The following is a 16,836-nucleotide window of genomic DNA, read 5'->3' on the forward strand; positions in this document are numbered from 1 at the left end:
GTCAAAGATTTAAATTGCCGTGGGTTGTTGCGAGCTTTTTCGTAGGCTGTCATAGCTTTTTGTACAAAGTTCGCACGCACACACGACAATATAAATAATTAGTATTCAAAATGTCTATTTATTATTGGCAATGATTATCGAAAAAATTACAGGTGAAAAATTTGAAAACTACATTTTGAAAAATCAATTTTCTGATGCACAAGATAAAGTGGTATTTTCTTCAAACGGATTGGAAAATATTCCTAATCGTGTTCAAAAATACAATTATGACGACACAACAGAAAAATATATAAAATTTGCAAAAAATGAAGGCGAAAGATCTCTCCCTTCAAATGGTTTAGCAATTACATTACCTGATTTTTTAAAATGGAGTATTCGTTTAAGTCGAAATGATTTTTTGAATAAAGAAACAAAAAGTATGATGTGGAAACCTTTTGATTATAAAAACAAGTCTGATTTTTTTGGTTATGGATGGGAAATTTCAAAAGTTAATGATATATATTCTTATGGGTTTTCTGGTGGAAATGTTAGTGCTTTCAAAACATTTCCAAGAAATGATTTAACAATTATTTTGATGTATAATGGTAGTAATTCATTTCCAATACAATATCACGCAACAAATCATATTGCAGGATTAATCGACAAGTTATTAGTCGATGCTTATTCTCTAGTCGAAGAATCCATAACTTCTGAAAAACTAATAAATCCAATTTCTAAAAAAGAAATTTATGGATATAAAATTGAAAACGATAAAATTATTTTTTCATTTAAACTTCCAAAATCATTAAAAACCAAACAAATAAAAAGTTTTTCGGTTGGAGGTTCTTTCAATAATTGGAATCCAGAAAATGTAAATTATCAAATGGTAGCAATTAATAACACTACTTTTGAGTTAGCAATTCCAAAATCACAATTTGAAAAAGGAAAAACATATGCTTTTAAATTCGTGATAAACAAAACGGGGTGGCTTCCAACACCAAGTAAAGCGTTAAATATTGACGGAACTCCTGATAACAATTTGACTTTAAGAATAAATTAAAAAACTACGGCTAATAGCTAAGGTTTCGTGGTGGCTCAAACTAGTCGTAGGCTGTTTCCTACGACTCAAAATGATAAAGAGTATCACGCTCGTATAAGGTATCAAGGATTATTATCCCTTTTACCTTGATACATTTTAATATATTCAATAAGCCCTTCCGAGTATGATGCTCTTCCTTGTTTTAAGTCTTAGGAAACTCTAAGACTAGTTTGGGGTTGATGCGTCAGGATTAAAAATGGATAGTTTTAGAACGAAAATAGCACTTCTATACATATTAGCTTCCTCATATTATTATCAATGATTAGCATCCTTAAAACTTGCCTTGATTCTATTGTCTGGTCTTCTTGAAATTTTTAGCCTGTTCAAAGATTTCGATATAGTTTTAGAACGATATATTTATAATATAAAAATTTATGGAAACAAATTAGCAAAATATAGTGAATGCCTTGATAGATACAATTATCAAAGGCAAGTCGAAGAAAAAAGAAGTATGTTTAGTAGTAATTTTTCCAAAGTAACCCATCTATAACTGATGAATTACTTTGGAAAAAATTATTTCAAAAGAACAAAACTTTTGCCTTTAACTACACCTCCCTTTTCTCTTCTTCCAATTGCCTTTTCAATTGCTCAGTAATGGTTTTTATTGCTAACTCTTTGTTTTTCTTGGCATCATTTACCATTTCCTTTAAATCTTCTGGGATAGTAAAATATTTTTCTGCCCAAAGGTGTATTTCAAAGAGTATAGGCAATAAATCTATTCCCTTATGAGTAAGCCTGTACAAAACTTTTGCTTTGCTATCGGGGTGTTCCCGCTTTTCAATAATTTTATTTTCCTCAAGGGCTTGCAGTCTTGCAGCTAATATATTAGTGGCTATTCCTTCCGCCGATTTCAAAAAATCTCCATAGGTTGATTTTTGATACAACATTAAATCCCTTACAATCAACAAAGACCACTTGTCTCCAAATATTTCAAGAGAACAACTTATTGGGCATTCAGACCTCATTTTTGACATTATATAAAAACATTTTAAAAATAACCCAAAAACCACTTGCATTTTAAAAGTGGTTTGTATATTTGTGCTTTCAATTTGCAAGTAAATTTACAATGTTCTTAATTAAAAGTAATAACATGAAACAAAAAATTTTAATAACAGGTGCTTCTTCTGGCTTTGGTTTACTTATCGCAAACGAGCTGCACAGAAAGGGTTACAATGTAATAGGGACAAGTCGCAACCCTGAAAAATCTGGGTCAAAAGTGCCTTTCAAAATGATAGCATTAGATCTTGATTCAGAGCAATCCATAAACACTTTGCCTGATAGAATTTTCAAGGAAGTAGGTCAATTGGATATGCTTATTAATAATGCAGGCTTTTTAGTATCAGGCATCGCTGAAGAAACACCTATTGAGTTAGGCAGACAACAATTGGAGACTAACTTTTGGGGAACTATCAAGGTGACAAATGCAGTGTTGCCATATTTTAGAAAACAAAAATTTGGTAAAATAATAACTGTCGGCTCAATTATAGGGCTTGTTTCATTTCCTAATGCTGCTTACTACGCTGCTTCCAAACACGCACTAGAAGGCTATTTTAAAGCATTGAGATATGAGTTGAGTGAGTTCAATATTAGTGTTGCTATGATTGAACCGTCGGCTTTCAAAACAAATATTATGGATAACTCATCAACTCCATTAAATAAAATTGAAGACTACAATCCGCTTCGGAGAAAAATTGAAAAATTCACCAACGCCTTAGTGACGCAAGCCGAAGACCCTTCAATAGTTGCAAGTAAAGTGCTTAAAGTCGTTGAAACGGATAAACCTAAGTTCAGAAATATCGTAGGGAAAGGCACTTCTGTATTAATCAATTTACAACATTTTGCCTATGGGGTTTTAGAAAAAAATGTTCTCAATCAATTAAACAAATCTTAAAAATGAAAAATACTTTTTTTCTAATAGTCTTAATAATTCTAAAAATGACAACGTCAAATGCACAAAGCGTAAATTATTCCTACGCTACCGTCCCTACTCAATTTGTAGAAGCAAACGGGATTAAATTCGCTTATCGTTCTTATGGTAAAACAGGTGATATTCCAGTTATCTATTTTAACCACCTAACGGCAAATCTTGATAATTGCGATCCAAGAATTATGGATGCAATTGCTGCAGAGCGCCATATAATTTCTTTTGATTATCGTGGAGTGGGTGCAACTACAGGCGAGCAGGGAACAAGTATGCCTGACATGGCAAAAGATGCTATTGCGTTTATTCATGCTTTAGGCTATAAACAAGTGGATATTGTGGCATTTTCGATGGGCGGTTTTATTACTCAGGAATTACTTTTGGTAGAACCCATTTTGGTACGAAAAATAATACTTGCAGGCACTGGTCCAAGAGGTGGAGAAGGAATTAGCGATGTTGTTGGCTTAACTTATAAAGATATTTTTAAAGGACTGTTGACATTCAGAGACCCTAAGTTTTATCTATTCTTTACCCAAAATAAAGTTGGAAAAGATGCTGCAAGAGTTTTTTTGAAGCGATTGAATGAAAGAACAGAAAACCGTGATAAAAAAGTAAAACTAAGTGTGTTGAAAAAGCAATTGAAAGCAATTGAGACATGGGGGCATGGAACTCCAGTGGATTTGAGTGTTTTTAAACACCCTGTTTTAGTAGCTAATGGCGATAATGATAGAATGGTTCCTACACCAAATTCTTACGATTTGGCAAAGCGATTTCCAAATGCTGAACCAGTAGTAATTTATCCAAACTCTGGACATGGTGGTATATTTCAATATCACGAAGAATTTCTAAAAAAAGCTATCTCATTTTTAACAAAATAAGTGTCAAACAGATGAAAAGAATATCATTAATTCAACTGCACAACATCATAGAAGCAAAAATAGGGCTATACTCAATATAGAGCAAATAATGATAAAAGCGTACAGTTTCAGGCATCAATAATGCTTGGCTTTGCGAATAAAAGTGAAATGGATAAATTCTTTAAAAGTGGAGAAGTTAAAAAACTTTCTGAAAGAATATCAACTTACTGTTCAGCAGTTGATGCTTATGATATTTTTGAAACAATCACTTTTGTAAAAGATGGTAAACAAGTTAATTAATTTAATTGAAGTAAAAATAGAAATAATGAAAGCATTCATAGTTAAAAGCTACGGCAAGAAAGAAAAATTACATTTAGAAGATTGGGCAGTACCAACTGTAAATGAAAACGATGTTTTAGTACAAGTTCATTCAGCAGGTGTAAATTTATTAGATTCACTCATTAGAAATGGCGAATTCAAATTGTTTTTACCTTACAAACCCCCATTTATAAATGGTCACGATGTGGCTGGAATTGTTACCAAAATTGGTTCAAAAGTTAGCAAATTCAAAGTTGGTGATGAAGTGTATGCTCGTCCTTCAGACCATAGAGTTGGAACTTTTGCCGAATACATTTCTATTGATGAGAAAGATGTTGCCTTAAAACCAAAAAATCTTTCGATGGAAGAAGCGGGTTCTATTCCATTGGTTGGTTTAACTTCTTGGCAGGCATTGGTTGAAATTGCCAATGTAAAAAAAGGTCAAAAGGTTTTCATTCAAGCTGGCTCGGGTGGTGTTGGCACTTTTGCCATCCAGTTAGCCAAATATTTGGGGGCTTTTGTGGCTACAACCACAAGTGCTAAAAATATTGAGTTAGTAAAAAATATTGGTGCTGATTTGGTGATTGATTACAAAACACAAGATTTTTCTAAAATATTAAAAGATTATGATGTGGTATTGCATAGCAACCGTGAAAAGATAGTTTTAGAGCAATCATTGGGCATCTTAAAAAAAGGTGGTCAACTCATTTCGTTAGTTGGCCCGCCAACACCAGAGTTTGCGCAAGAAATAGGTTTGCCTTGGCATTTGAAATTTGTCACCAAACTTTTAAGTGCAAGTGCCAAGAAAAAAGCCGAGAAACTTGGTGTGAAATTTCATTTCCTATTTATGAGAGCAGAAGGGAAGCAATTAAATGAAATTACGAAACTTATTGAAGCTGGTATAATTAAACCAATTATTGATAAAGTGTTTTCATTTGAGCAAACTAACGAAGCACTGACTTATGTTGAAACAGGCAGGTCGAGAGGCAAAGTTGTTGTTAAGGTTAGATAGTTTTATTTCCCCAACTGGTCGTAGCGTCAGGATTAAAAAAAGGATGATTTTAGTACGAAAATAGCACTATATTATAGCCAACTAAGTTATTATTTGCGATATTACCAACACAATTGCATTATATTTCCGCTATATTTAGTGATTTTAGAGCTCATTCAATTGATAATCCATAGGTAATTTATGTAACGTTATTTCCGAAATTATTGGTGGCATAATAACGTTACATTTTGAAACTGGATAAGAAAATCAACAAACATTTCTACAAGAAAAATTATTCAGAGATTCGTTTTATTAATCGTCTAAAATCGCATTCAGCCCTAAAAATGCTACATTCTATCATGCAAAAAATTTGATTGAGCTGATTCATGATTATTTTATTGTCGGTTAAGTATGCCTGTCTTATTTGCAAACAAATATAAATATTTTGGGTATATTGCTCGTGTAGAGATGAAAGCTCATCTTCTATTTCCTCAAGTTCTTCTGTCTTTATTCCTTGAATAAAGTGCTGCTTTAATAATATGATGCCTTCCTGAATAGATTGCATATTATCACTCATCATTTCGTGATATTGCTGTACCAGAAAAAAAATTCTTGTATTTGACATTGATGTTTCCATGCTGTTTATGCTTTTTAACAAATGTTATGGTTATCAACTTAACGCTTAAATTGGCGAGTGATTTGTATTAAAATACAATTTTGCTATCTGAAAATAGAAAGGTATTTTAGGTGTAGCTTATTATCGGTTTTAGCTAGAAAACATCTTTTTTCAGAGCCATTTTTTGCCCATTATTGTTGAGTAATGAACGTAAGAAAGCATCATTAGAACAAGAAAAAAAATTGATTCTATCAACTTCCACTTGGAAGGACACATCACTTATAATTTTTTTTATAAACCATAAGTGTACTTTGATTATCAATTCTGTATTACTTCGATAAATATTTTCTGTTTGTCCTCTAACAATATTTTGCCATAAGAAAGTATATAATTTTTCATCAATAAATTGTAAAAACAAATGATATGCAGAACGATACTGAATTAAATCATGATAGAACATCGGGGAAATAATAAATATGTTGACCTCTACATATTGGAAATAATACCTTATTTCAGAAATTGCATTAGGTGAAATACTTGGCCAAACTCTAATGTACCGCTCCGTTTCACTTAATAAGTGCTTAACAACATTTTCTACCAAAGCGGACTTATTGATAAAGTATTCGTAAATTGTTTTTTTAGATACTTCGCACTTAATTGATATTTCATCCATTGTTACGGCATTAATACCCTGTTTAGCAAACAGGGACATTGCCGTTTCAATAATATGGATTTGTTTACTCTTCATTTTATTTTATCTCAACTCTCCAACAGCCTTTTTATAGTTGGCTATATTAACTTTATACTCCACTTTGGCGTCTATATTACTGCTATAAGCTTGTTGCCAAATCACCTGAGCTTCTAGTACATCCTTTCCAGTAATTGTGCCAGCTTTATAGCGGTCATTGGCCAATCTGAGGTTTTCTTCAGCTTGTTTCATTGAATGTCCTGTTAGCTCAATCTTTTTTACTGATTGGTTAATTTGCAACCACGCGCTTTGAGCTTGAAGGTTAATTAACTCCTTTGTTCCCTCTAATTCCCATTGTTTTGCTTGTATATGCAATGTTTGTTCTTTTACTTTCTTGGCATTTTTTCCCCAATCAAAAATAGGAATAGATACATTCAACAAGCCGTAATAAGATGTCATTGAATTTTCACCATTACTAAAATTAATTTTTTTACCTACACTACTAAACCCAGATAATGAAAAACCTATTTGTGGTTTAAGGTCTGCTTTAATCAGCTTGGTTTGAATTTGCTCAATCTCAATGGCTTTTTTTAGTAAATTGATTTCAGGTCGATTGTCTGCAATTCCATCGAAAGACTGTGTCGCCATTGCACTGAAATTTCCATCAACTGAATCCTTAATATCGAAATCTGTATGATTAGATTGCCCAATTATTTGTGCTAAATTGAGTTTAGCCAATACCAAGCCATCATTAGCTTTTGCTATGTTCAAATCAGCTTCATTCATATTTACCTCTACTCTTAATAAATCATTCTTATAAGTAAGTCCAGCATTTACTGCATTTTCGAGTTCAGCATGAAGTTGCTGCAACATTTCTTTGTACTTATTGGCAAGCACTATTTTATCCTTTACTTGAACAATCTGCCAGTAGGCATTTTCTACTTCAAATAGCACATCTACTTCGGTCATTGTTTTTTGCTCTTCTGTTATTTCAATAGCTTTTGAAGTAGCAGCTTGACCCAATTTTATTTTTCCACCAGTATAGATAGGTTGTGTTGCTGAGACAGAACCATTTAATAGGGTAGGGGGAAGTAATTTGTCAAGAGGTTTACCGACATGAACCCCCATGATTGAAGCATCAAAAGACGGGCGATTGTTGAGCCCAGCGGCCTCATTAGCAATTTTGGCTGCTGCAATTTGAGATTGTACCGCCTTTATTTTTTTATTTTGCGTCACTGCCAGTTGTCGGCATTCTTGAAGAGTTAGTGTAACGTTTTGTCCGTCACAAGGTAAACTTATCCCAGCAATTATTGTGACTGTTAATACTTTCCAATACTTGATAAAATTCATCTTCTTATTTTTAGTTTTTATCGAATTCACTTTAGTTTAAGAACATTTGGGGGATTCCCTCACACACATAGGATTAAAAAATAACCTTCTTCTCACTTATCCCCCTCAGCCCATTTTATTGTACTCATTTAAAATCTTAGAGATGTTCAGGCTTGTATTGAATTTCTACGTTTGCATCAAATTCATCGGCAGGTTCAGGTACTGGTTTTACAAATTTGTAATAAAGCACAGGAACAACAAACAAGGTAAGCACCATTGAAATAATAAGACCGAAAGCCAGTACACTTCCAAGTGGAGCCCATAGTGGAGATTTACCAACAATCATTGGGACAACACCTACTGCCGCTGCTGCTGAAGTAAGGAAAATAGGACGCATTCTACGTTTTGCAGAGGCTAAGGCGGCTGCTTTAATGGTATAATGATGTTCTAAAACCAATTCATCGGCATAATCAACGAGGATAATTCCATTACGTACTACAATACCAATGAGACTGATTACGCCCATAAAGGCAGTCATTCCTATTGGATTATTGGTGAGATATAGACCAAGAAAAGCTCCAAGTAAACTTAATGGGAAAGTTGATAAAATAATTAAGGTTTTAGCTAAACTCTTAAATTGGAATAGCAAAGTAATAAAAATCAATATTAAACTTACACCTAAAGCGTTAAGCATTCCGGGTGCATTTTCAGCATTTGATTCATAATCACCTCCATATTCAATACTGATTCCTTCTGGTAAATTTAGTTTTTCAATTTTAGGCTGAATTTCCTTTAGAATATTTGAAGCTCTGATTCCATTTTGAGCTTCAGATAAAACAGAGAGTGTTCTAATGCCATTTCGGTGTGCAATAACCCCAGTATGCCATGAAGGTTTAAGTTCTGCTACTTCATTCAATGGCACTTTCGTTCCATACATTGTACTTAAATGCAAATTTCCCAATTGGTTTACATCCTTTCTGCTATTTGCATCTAATCGAAGAAAAATATCAATGGGTTTATCTCCTTCCCATAATTGAGAAACTGCAAAACCTTTTAGTCCAGCTCCCAGCGTTTGAGTAATTACCTGATTTGGTACCCCCAAACGAGCAGCAATATCTTCTTTTACATTTAGACTAATACCTAAGTAATCATTTTCGTAGTCGGTACGTACCCAGTTTGTGCCTTTCGCTTGGCGTAAGATATCCTCTATCTGTAAAGCCACACGTTTCTGGTCGTTGATGTTATTGCCAATTACTTTTACAGCTATCGGAGAGCCTTCTTGGAAACTCAATTGTCTGAATCTAATATAAGCGTCTTTTACTAAGTATTCAAGTTTAGGACGATACTCATGCACAATATCATCAGTAGCCTTGTTATCAACGGTTGTGATAAATAATTGAGCAAAATTTCTGCGTGGAATTTCTGGTGCATAAGTAGTTTGAAAACGAGGTGAACTAGTACCTACAAAACTAGCAACACTCACAACTCTTTTATCTTTTTTCAAAATAGCTTCAACTTCTTTCACGGCTTTATCCGTTTCAGCAAGAGCTGTTCCATCAGGCATCCAAACTTCGATATTGAATTGATTACGTTCGCTAGTTGGGAAAAACTCCTGATCTACTTTACTCGCAACTAAGAAGGCCATTAATACAGCGACTACTGCAAAAACCATCGTTATTTTTGGCCAGCGGAAACAAAATTCAACAGATATATTAAATACATTTTGTAAATGATCTAATAATGATTTTCTCGGTGGTCGGTCAGATACTTTGTGTTTTAGCCCTTTTTTGATAAACACATAACATGTATAAGGTGTTAAAAACAAAGCAACTACCATAGAGGTAATCAATGCAATGGCAACTGTAATAGGTAAAGATGCCATAAAGTCTTTGGCTATACCATTCATAAAAAATGCTAATGGTGCAAAAGCAAAAATAATAGCTAAAGTGGCGGTAAATATGGGCAAAGTAAGTTGGGTTGCTGCCTGCCAAGCACCAGTCCACGGCGTAATACCCTCATCTAGTTTTTCAATATAATTATCCACCACCACAATGGCATTATCCACTACCATTCCAAGCACAATAATAAGTGCTGCCAGTGAAACCTGATGTAGTTCTACACCAATCATATTCATCAACCCAAAAGTGATAAGAATGGCAATAGGTGCTGCTATAGAAGAAACTGCTGCCATACTGAAAGGCAACAACAACATTACTACAATGATAACAGACGCAATAGCCATTCCGAACTCAATCATAAAATGGTCGATACTTTCAGCAACGACCTCTGGCTGATTAACTATCGTTTCAATTTTTATGTCATCAGGAAAGCTACTTTGAAGTTTTTTTAGTTGCTCCTCAACCTTTTCTCCAAAAGCTACAATATTATTGCCCGGCTGCATCTCTGTTGAAATCAGCATCACTTTATCATTTCCAATACGAATGTATGAAGACTCCTCTTCATAACGTCTTTCTATATACGCAACATCTTTTAGTCTTACTACTACTCCTTTAGGTGTAGTATAGATTACTTGATTGGCTATATCAGCTTCTGTTTTGTATTGACTGTTCGTAAATACAGGAATAGTATTTTTACTGATTGTCATTTCTCCAGAATAACCTGTAATGTTTTGCATTTGTAAGGTCTTGACTATCGTTCCTAAGTCAAAGCCATATTGTAACATTTTTTGGTCATCTACAGTAACATAAATTTGTTGTTTCTGCCCGCCAGAGCGATTAATTTTTGATACTTCAGGAATTGTTTTTAGTACATCTTCCATCTTATCAAGATACTTCTCTAGTTCTGCATAACTCCTTGTCGAAGAAGAGACAGCTATGATTTGAGCCGTTACATCCCCAAAATTGCTATTTGTAATTGGACCAATAACACCCGATGGAATATTACCACGAACAACGGTATTAAACCCATGCTGTAAAGTAGCCCAAAATTTCTTTCTATCTTTTACGCTTGTATGGAGCTCAACTGTTATAAAGACCTGCCCATCTCTTGTTTGCGATTTTGTTTTTTGTTTGTTTACTTCTTCAAAAGAGAATAAATATTGTTCTATTTTGGATGTTACTTGTTTTTCCATTTGTACCTCATCGGCACCAGGATAAAAAGCATAGACCATTGCTACTGGCGTATCAATTTTAGGGTCTTCGGCACGGGGCATATTCTGAAGAGAATAATAGCCAAATATCAATAACAAGCAAGTTATAACTATTGTTACCTCCTTGTATCTCATTGCAGCCTCAATAAAATTTACCTTTCGTTTTTCCATTTTTTTATTTTGCTAAAAACTGACATTGATGTATCATTTTAAAAACTTACTAATGAGCCATCTCTGAGTTGAGTCTGACCTTCCACAATAATTAAATCACCTTTAGTTAGTCCGTCTTTTACAATTGCTTCTTTACTTCCAATAAGACTACTGATGGTTATACGTTTACGAACCGCCTTTTTCTCTGTATTGACAACAAATACATAAGTAATGTCATCTGCATCTCTAAGCACTGCCGTAGCTGGAATCGTAATTACAGGAACATACTTATTTGGATTAATTTCTACATTCGCAATCATGCCAGGTAGTAATTTTTGCCCGATATTATTCAAAAGGATTTTTGCTGAATAGGTTTTTGAAACAGCATCTGCTTGTGGATTAATAATTGATATAGTTCCTTTTACTGAATCACTTAGGGTCGGAATAAATACATTTGATTGCATGCCTACTTTAAAACTTCCGATCTCATTTTCTGGAACAGTGATTTTAGCATAGACTTTATCTGTTTTAATAATAGTAAATGCTGGAACACCAGGTGCGGCCATACTTCCACGTTCAATCAACTTCTCTGTAATAATACCCGACATAGGAGCATACAATTTACTGTCAGCAATATGTTTACTGTTAATACTTTTACTGGCTTTAGCCTGAGCTAGCTTTGTTTTGATATCGATATAATCTTTTGCGGGAAGACTTCCTTTTTGATAAAGCTCATTGAGTCGCTGATACATGTCTTCGGCTTGTTCCAGGCCTGCATTGGCAATAATTAAGGCATTGTCGTATTCGGTAGCATCAATGCTTGCTAATAACTGACCTTGTTTTACAAACTGACCTTCTTTTACCGTGACGTTGTTGATTACACCAGGTACAGCAAAACCTATTTTGGTAATAATATCTGGCTCGATAGTAGCAGAATAGCTAAGTTTTTGGCGACTATTAATTTCTTCAACTTGTTGAGTAGTTACCTTAACAGGTTTAGGTTTATCTTGCGTTTCTGTGGGCTTATTTCCACAGGCTGACAGCATTAGGGTGGTCACTAATAAAGGGAAAGCCTTTACGAGATTTGACTTTATCATAAGGATATTCATGTTTAAATGATACTATAATTTGATGCTACAAAGTTGGCACACCAAGTAGCATTTAAAAAGGTCATGAATTCGCTAAGATTGGTCAGAAAGTCGTTTTTCTATTTTTGAAATGATAAGAAGTAGAGATTATTTTACAAAAATTAATATCGTAACGCATTAATCTAATTTGCGATATTCTTTTGGAGAAATCCCAGTATGTCTTTTAAAGAACTTTCCAAAGAAAGATTGGTCACTAAAATGAAGTTCTTCTGCAACTTCAGAAATGCTTAAATTTGAATCACTCAAGATTATTTTTGCTTCTTGAATAACAAAGTCGTCAATAATCTCTCCAGCACTTTTTCCAGAAATTTCTTTAACGGTTTCAGTAAGGTATTTAGGTGTAATATTTAGCTGAGAAGCATAAGCCTGAACATTGCGTTGAAATTTAACTTTTTGTTGTAAAAGAGCTACAAAGTTCATCACCAAAGTTTCTTTTCTGGACAAATTAGTACTTTTAAATATTGAGTACTTTTTAGCAAAACCGCCTAATTCGTATAGAAGAATATTAAAATGAGTATAAAGTAGTTCTTTCCCAAAAGGATGTTCTTTTATATCAACAGTACGATATAAGATTTGCTCCAACAGCTTTTTTAGGATATTAGCATCTTTAGGCTCTAGTGTCCAAAGAGGTAAGCTTTGATAAGTCAAATAACTAAAAACTTCAGAGATATTTTTAATTGTATCGGTCGCTTTAGTCATAAAGTTAGCATTAAAAGCGATACTTGATACAAGGGCATCTTTGGTAGAGACAGAGCGTTTCAAATCGTTAGGAGAAAGAATAATAATACTGTTTTTCTTAGCACTGTACTCTTCCAAATTAATATCAATCCTTAGTTCTCCTTCTAAAACAAGAAATATGATGAAACAATCTGTACGAAAATATTTCTTGAAGATTTCAAGCTCAACCAAAGGAGTATTCACTTTTATGCTAAAATCATCTGATTTTATATCATAAAGTTCAGGCTGTGGATCGTCTATCATTAAATCTGTTAATTTATAGACTGGTACACTATTCTCTTTGGGTTTCATATATGTAAATTCAACTCTCTGCTTGAGGAAATAATTCAACAGTTTGTAAATTTATTACATAATTTATAATTTTCAAGTCTTGGTTTTTCATACAAATCATTTTAATTATCATTATTTGTTTTTTTAGCCAGATTCAATACAAAAAAGCAATTCTTTATGGTATTGTATGTATTAGTCAGCATTTATTGATGTTGTTTAAGAACAAATGAAACTTGCAACTCAACAACAATCTACAATTCCTCGATAAATTAAGTATATGAAAAAAGTAATGTCCCGTCCTGAAAATCGATACAGGATTTATTAATTGATGTTACGCATTGCAATTGTGAATAATAAAAAAAGCGAATTAAATTTGGTTCATGCAAACTGACTTAGATTTATATACAGATTATCTTATTAGTTCTTTTGGTCAGACCAGTTCAACAGGTTTATCAAAAATGTTAGACAAAGCTATTAGCCACGATGATGTAACTCGCTTTTTGAAGCAAACAGCTAATGATAGTAAAGCACTTTGGAAGCAAGCTAAACCGTTTGTTGGCCAAATCGAATCCGATGAGGGTTTACTGATTCTTGATGATAGTATATCAGAAAAGCCATATACTGATTCAAATGGATTGGTTTGTCCTCATTTTGATCATTTTACAGGAATATTTGTTAATGGTATCAACTTTGTAAGTCTTCTATATAGCAATAATGGCGTGCAAGTACCGATTGGTTTTGAATTGGTAGTCAAAACCTTACAGTGTATTATTAAAAACTCGTAAAGAATGCTGGCGTTCATCCCGTACCAAAAATGAAATGTTCAGAGATTTGCTAGGGAGTGCCTACCAAAATGCTGTCAAATTTGCCTTTATTCTCTCTGATAGTTGCGGGGCGGCCCGTGCCGTATGTAAATGCTGAAAATATCAACTATATTCTCTCTATCAGGAAAAACTTGATTGGTGCAGTGAAATCTAATTTGGAGGGAGCTCTCTCAAAAAAAGACCGTGCTAATGGTAAATTCATCAAAATCAGCCAAGTTAAATTAAATCCAGGCGACCTCAAGGAAGTTTACATTCGTTCAGTAATCAACCTGTTTTGATATGTAAAGATGTCTTTACAAACAAAGATAACTCAGAGGGCGAACTCTTTTTATTATGCACTGATTTGACAAAATCTTATCAATTTATCATCTCTACCTATCAAAAACGGTGGGGAATAGAAGATTACCACAAATCATTGAAAAATAATGCCTCACTACAATAATCCCCAACTCGTAGTGTAAAAACTCAAAGGACACACTTTTTTGCAAGTTTGTGTGCTTATATTAAACTTGAAAGGATAAACATCAATGAAAAAATCAATCATTTTGCTCTTAAAGGTAAAATTTACATCAAGGCAATTCAGACGGCTTTTAGAGAATTACAACTCTTGAAAACTAAGAACCAAATAATATTTGCATAAATAGAACCTTGCGTAACATCAATTACTATTTAAAGTGAAAATTAGAGATAAATTTTGTTTTAAAGCAAGTAATTGCGCTTTGTATTATACAAAAGTAAATATGTTTTTTTACTGGTATCTGAAAGAAAAGAGCGATTCGTTAAGGTTTCTACTTGTGTTTTTCGTTGTAAAAATGGTTGTAAAAGTTTTACTACTCTATGTGTTGCAATGCCAATTCTTTCGCCAAATTCTATAAAATCATCTTGATGAATATGTCCTGAATTTTTGAAATGTTCAGATTCAAAACCATCTTTGAATAAACCCTTGTCTAAAGCAAAATCTGTATCGTCAACATGTAAACGAGTATTTATCAAATCGTAAGCAGGACTCAAAATGTAATCTCCTTTTGGAGTTTCAAGTACAGAAAAATTCTTTAAATGAGCGTCTCCGTTACTAAAAAGGTAATTGAATACAACCAAAGAAAAGTACTTGTCCATTTCTATGCGCCAAGTTGGAATATATTTTTTTATCAATTCGGCCAGTTCCTCATAACTGAATTCATATTTATAGTTGATTCCGAAGTTATCTTTCGTTTTACCTGCCAAACTGGCAAAGTCTTCTTCGCCCCATTTCAAACCGTCAGGTCTGATGTCAAAACGTTTGGTGAGATAGGAGGGAGTACCATCTTTAAAAAATACCAAAGCATTTTCTGCTGTTTTAATACTATAAACTTGGGAAGCAATTTGCATCGTGAGATGTTCATTGGCAGGGACTTGATCTACCTTTTTTAAATCTCTAGGAATTGGTTTCAGGATATACTCGCCTTGTTCGCCTTCTTTGGTAAGCCTCAATTGGTTTTTATCTAATAACAAACTTAGTTTTTCCTGAACGCCAGAAATGGAAATCCGTTTTCTATTTTCTATAAATAAATCTTCTGTTTCTTCATTCAGTTGCGGTACTTGATAGGGTAAAATATGACTAACTTTTTTGTTCTTAAATACTTTTTTCAAACAAACTGGGCTATATGTGTTGAATCCTTCTGCTAAAGTGCCAGGGCAAAACTTAATGTCTTTCATATTAATTCAAAGGTTTAAGCGTTATAGCGCCAATAGTATCATATTGAGAAGTTTTTGACAGCAATCCGAAATGGTCGTTCTCGTCAATTTTCAAAGTTATACTTTGCAATTTCTTGTTTACGCCTTCACTGAGCATATTATAGAAAAAAGGGAATAAAATTTCGGAAGTATATACTTGTGTTGATTTTGGTAATGTTAAACTAATTGATTGATTTTCAATAGATAACAAATAGTTGTCATCATACTTGAATAAGTATTTTTCCCGATTTTCTTCAGTGAGTATTCCTGCTAAAATACCATTTCTGTACACTGCCAATTGTCTCATTGTTAGATATTTCAAGGATTAATTTTCTTAATAGACCAAACCAATTCCATTCCCAAAACTTCTGAAAGTTTGGTCAGGGTTTCAAGTCTTGGATTGGCTTTCCCGCTTTCAAAAGCTTTAATTGTTCTAAGCCCGACACCTGCCAACTCTGCTAAGTATTCTTGCGTAACACCTAATTCTTCTCTTCGCTGTTTTAGTTCCTGTGATAACTCCATTTCTGTTAATTTGCGTAGTGCAATATACAGCACTTTTTGTTTAAATATATATATTATAACAAAAAAAAGTATCATAAAGTGCTGTTTTCTGCACTTTATGATACTTTTTTTGTTACTAATTACCTATTTTATTTGATTGAAAAAGAAAGTTTCGAGTAATATGAAAGTGTTGTTATGCTACTCTTTATAAAATTTTATGCCAGTAAAGCGATTTGATGATATTTCTTTTTTAAAATTATCCTTCTTATTCAAAATGCTCGGTGATATTTGTTACATAAAGATTTTTTTGGGGAGGGGAATTATGTCCGTGGGATATTTTAAATATAGAAGGAAACTTGAAAGTTTATATTTATTTAACATAATAAGTATTATAAAACTTAACATATGCTACTGATTTAACTTGACACTTAAACGTTAAGTGTATGAATATTAAGGAGTTGAAAAGAAATAAAAAAAATCGTAACTTGATACTTTATCTCCGAAAAGTAGTCGAAAGTTACCGTGCTGGATTCGTATCTTCCAAGGAATTAAAGACGGATTTGCACCTGGATTTCAAGCGGGTTC

Annotated in this window: 17 protein-coding genes; 7 read left to right on the top strand and 10 right to left on the bottom strand. The window is 33.4% G+C overall.

Annotated elements, in window-relative coordinates:
* Positions 1-124: 124 nt before the first annotated feature.
* Positions 125-1,039 carry a serine hydrolase gene (locus tag VB264_RS24245; protein WP_323253882.1) on the top strand — a complete coding sequence of 305 codons (915 nt, stop codon included), beginning with the start codon at positions 125-127 and terminating at the stop codon, positions 1,037-1,039.
* A 584-nt stretch (positions 1,040-1,623) separates the two neighbouring features.
* Here VB264_RS24245 and VB264_RS24250 read toward each other — a convergent pair.
* The gene (locus VB264_RS24250) at positions 1,624-2,052 is read right to left on the bottom strand and encodes a winged helix-turn-helix transcriptional regulator (RefSeq protein ID WP_323253884.1); all 429 of its coding nucleotides are present in this window, start codon (positions 2,050-2,052) and stop codon (positions 1,624-1,626) included.
* A 116-nt stretch (positions 2,053-2,168) separates the two neighbouring features.
* Here VB264_RS24250 and VB264_RS24255 point away from each other — a divergent pair, with 116 nt between their 5' ends.
* The 4 genes from VB264_RS24255 to VB264_RS24270 all read left to right on the top strand — a co-directional run bounded on the left by VB264_RS24255 (position 2,169) and on the right by VB264_RS24270 (position 5,186).
* Complete coding sequence (locus tag VB264_RS24255) at positions 2,169-2,969, top strand: SDR family oxidoreductase (RefSeq protein WP_323253886.1); 801 nt, start codon at positions 2,169-2,171, stop codon at positions 2,967-2,969.
* A gap of 44 nt (positions 2,970-3,013) precedes the next feature.
* Entirely contained in the window at positions 3,014-3,877 is an 864-nt protein-coding gene (locus VB264_RS24260) for an alpha/beta fold hydrolase (RefSeq protein WP_323253888.1), read from the top strand.
* A gap of 120 nt (positions 3,878-3,997) precedes the next feature.
* On the top strand, positions 3,998-4,156 hold the full coding sequence (locus VB264_RS24265; RefSeq protein ID WP_323253890.1) for a hypothetical protein: 159 nt from the start codon (positions 3,998-4,000) through the stop codon (positions 4,154-4,156).
* Between the two features lie 25 nt (positions 4,157-4,181).
* Positions 4,182-5,186 (top strand): NADP-dependent oxidoreductase, encoded by a 1,005-nt coding sequence (locus tag VB264_RS24270; RefSeq protein ID WP_323253892.1) that lies wholly within the window; start codon positions 4,182-4,184, stop codon positions 5,184-5,186.
* Positions 5,187-5,457: 271 nt separating this feature from the next.
* Here VB264_RS24270 and VB264_RS24275 read toward each other — a convergent pair whose 3' ends face one another.
* The 6 genes from VB264_RS24275 to VB264_RS24300 all read right to left on the bottom strand — a co-directional run bounded on the left by VB264_RS24275 (position 5,458) and on the right by VB264_RS24300 (position 13,273).
* The gene (locus VB264_RS24275) at positions 5,458-5,802 is read right to left on the bottom strand and encodes a hypothetical protein (RefSeq protein ID WP_323253894.1); all 345 of its coding nucleotides are present in this window, start codon (positions 5,800-5,802) and stop codon (positions 5,458-5,460) included.
* A gap of 133 nt (positions 5,803-5,935) precedes the next feature.
* Positions 5,936-6,529: a TetR/AcrR family transcriptional regulator gene (locus VB264_RS24280; protein WP_323253896.1), complete on the bottom strand. Its 594-nt coding sequence runs from the start codon at positions 6,527-6,529 to the stop codon at positions 5,936-5,938.
* A 6-nt stretch (positions 6,530-6,535) separates the two neighbouring features.
* The gene (locus VB264_RS24285; RefSeq protein ID WP_323253898.1) at positions 6,536-7,819 is read right to left on the bottom strand and encodes a TolC family protein; all 1,284 of its coding nucleotides are present in this window, start codon (positions 7,817-7,819) and stop codon (positions 6,536-6,538) included.
* 136 nt (positions 7,820-7,955) lie between these two features.
* A complete protein-coding gene (locus VB264_RS24290; RefSeq protein ID WP_323253900.1) occupies positions 7,956-11,078 on the bottom strand; it encodes an efflux RND transporter permease subunit in 3,123 nt (1,040 codons plus the stop codon).
* A 38-nt stretch (positions 11,079-11,116) separates the two neighbouring features.
* Positions 11,117-12,154, bottom strand: a complete 1,038-nt coding sequence (locus VB264_RS24295; RefSeq protein WP_323253902.1) for an efflux RND transporter periplasmic adaptor subunit — start codon at positions 12,152-12,154, stop codon at positions 11,117-11,119.
* 168 nt (positions 12,155-12,322) lie between these two features.
* Positions 12,323-13,273 carry an AraC family transcriptional regulator gene (locus VB264_RS24300; RefSeq protein WP_323253904.1) on the bottom strand — a complete coding sequence of 317 codons (951 nt, stop codon included), beginning with the start codon at positions 13,271-13,273 and terminating at the stop codon, positions 12,323-12,325.
* A gap of 320 nt (positions 13,274-13,593) precedes the next feature.
* Here VB264_RS24300 and VB264_RS24305 point away from each other — a divergent pair, with 320 nt between their 5' ends.
* Positions 13,594-13,998: a transposase gene (locus VB264_RS24305; RefSeq protein ID WP_323253906.1), complete on the top strand. Its 405-nt coding sequence runs from the start codon at positions 13,594-13,596 to the stop codon at positions 13,996-13,998.
* Between the two features lie 68 nt (positions 13,999-14,066).
* Positions 14,067-14,315: a hypothetical protein gene (locus VB264_RS24310; RefSeq protein WP_323253908.1), complete on the top strand. Its 249-nt coding sequence runs from the start codon at positions 14,067-14,069 to the stop codon at positions 14,313-14,315.
* Positions 14,316-14,736: 421 nt separating this feature from the next.
* Here the strand turns inward: VB264_RS24310 and VB264_RS24315 are convergent, their stop codons facing one another.
* From VB264_RS24315 to VB264_RS24325, 3 genes are read right to left on the bottom strand one after another with little or no spacing between them, the layout of a single operon-like run.
* Entirely contained in the window at positions 14,737-15,732 is a 996-nt protein-coding gene (locus VB264_RS24315) for a type II toxin-antitoxin system HipA family toxin (protein ID WP_323253910.1), read from the bottom strand.
* 1 nt (position 15,733) lies between these two features.
* Positions 15,734-16,057, bottom strand: coding sequence for a HipA N-terminal domain-containing protein (locus VB264_RS24320; RefSeq protein ID WP_323253912.1), 324 nt, complete (start codon positions 16,055-16,057; stop codon positions 15,734-15,736).
* An 11-nt stretch (positions 16,058-16,068) separates the two neighbouring features.
* Positions 16,069-16,272, bottom strand: a complete 204-nt coding sequence (locus VB264_RS24325) for a helix-turn-helix domain-containing protein (RefSeq protein ID WP_323253914.1) — start codon at positions 16,270-16,272, stop codon at positions 16,069-16,071.
* Between the last annotated feature and the right edge of the window lie 564 nt (positions 16,273-16,836).

It is taken from the genome of Arcicella aquatica (genome assembly GCF_034928825.1).
Classification (GTDB): Bacteria; Bacteroidota; Bacteroidia; order Cytophagales; family Spirosomataceae; genus Arcicella; species Arcicella aquatica.

Coding starts and splice junctions, on each gene's coding strand:
- VB264_RS24250 (WP_323253884.1), bottom strand. CDS start 2,052: ATGTCAAAAATGAGGTCTGAATGCCCAATAAGTTGTTCTCTTGAAATA.
- VB264_RS24255 (WP_323253886.1), top strand. CDS start 2,169: ATGAAACAAAAAATTTTAATAACAGGTGCTTCTTCTGGCTTTGGTTTA.
- VB264_RS24260 (WP_323253888.1), top strand. CDS start 3,014: ATGACAACGTCAAATGCACAAAGCGTAAATTATTCCTACGCTACCGTC.
- VB264_RS24265 (WP_323253890.1), top strand. CDS start 3,998: ATGCTTGGCTTTGCGAATAAAAGTGAAATGGATAAATTCTTTAAAAGT.
- VB264_RS24270 (WP_323253892.1), top strand. CDS start 4,182: ATGAAAGCATTCATAGTTAAAAGCTACGGCAAGAAAGAAAAATTACAT.
- VB264_RS24275 (WP_323253894.1), bottom strand. CDS start 5,802: ATGGAAACATCAATGTCAAATACAAGAATTTTTTTTCTGGTACAGCAA.
- VB264_RS24280 (WP_323253896.1), bottom strand. CDS start 6,529: ATGAAGAGTAAACAAATCCATATTATTGAAACGGCAATGTCCCTGTTT.
- VB264_RS24285 (WP_323253898.1), bottom strand. CDS start 7,819: ATGAATTTTATCAAGTATTGGAAAGTATTAACAGTCACAATAATTGCT.
- VB264_RS24290 (WP_323253900.1), bottom strand. CDS start 11,078: ATGGAAAAACGAAAGGTAAATTTTATTGAGGCTGCAATGAGATACAAG.
- VB264_RS24295 (WP_323253902.1), bottom strand. CDS start 12,154: ATGATAAAGTCAAATCTCGTAAAGGCTTTCCCTTTATTAGTGACCACC.
- VB264_RS24305 (WP_323253906.1), top strand. CDS start 13,594: ATGCAAACTGACTTAGATTTATATACAGATTATCTTATTAGTTCTTTT.
- VB264_RS24310 (WP_323253908.1), top strand. CDS start 14,067: ATGCTGTCAAATTTGCCTTTATTCTCTCTGATAGTTGCGGGGCGGCCC.
- VB264_RS24315 (WP_323253910.1), bottom strand. CDS start 15,732: ATGAAAGACATTAAGTTTTGCCCTGGCACTTTAGCAGAAGGATTCAAC.
- VB264_RS24320 (WP_323253912.1), bottom strand. CDS start 16,057: ATGAGACAATTGGCAGTGTACAGAAATGGTATTTTAGCAGGAATACTC.
- VB264_RS24325 (WP_323253914.1), bottom strand. CDS start 16,272: ATGGAGTTATCACAGGAACTAAAACAGCGAAGAGAAGAATTAGGTGTT.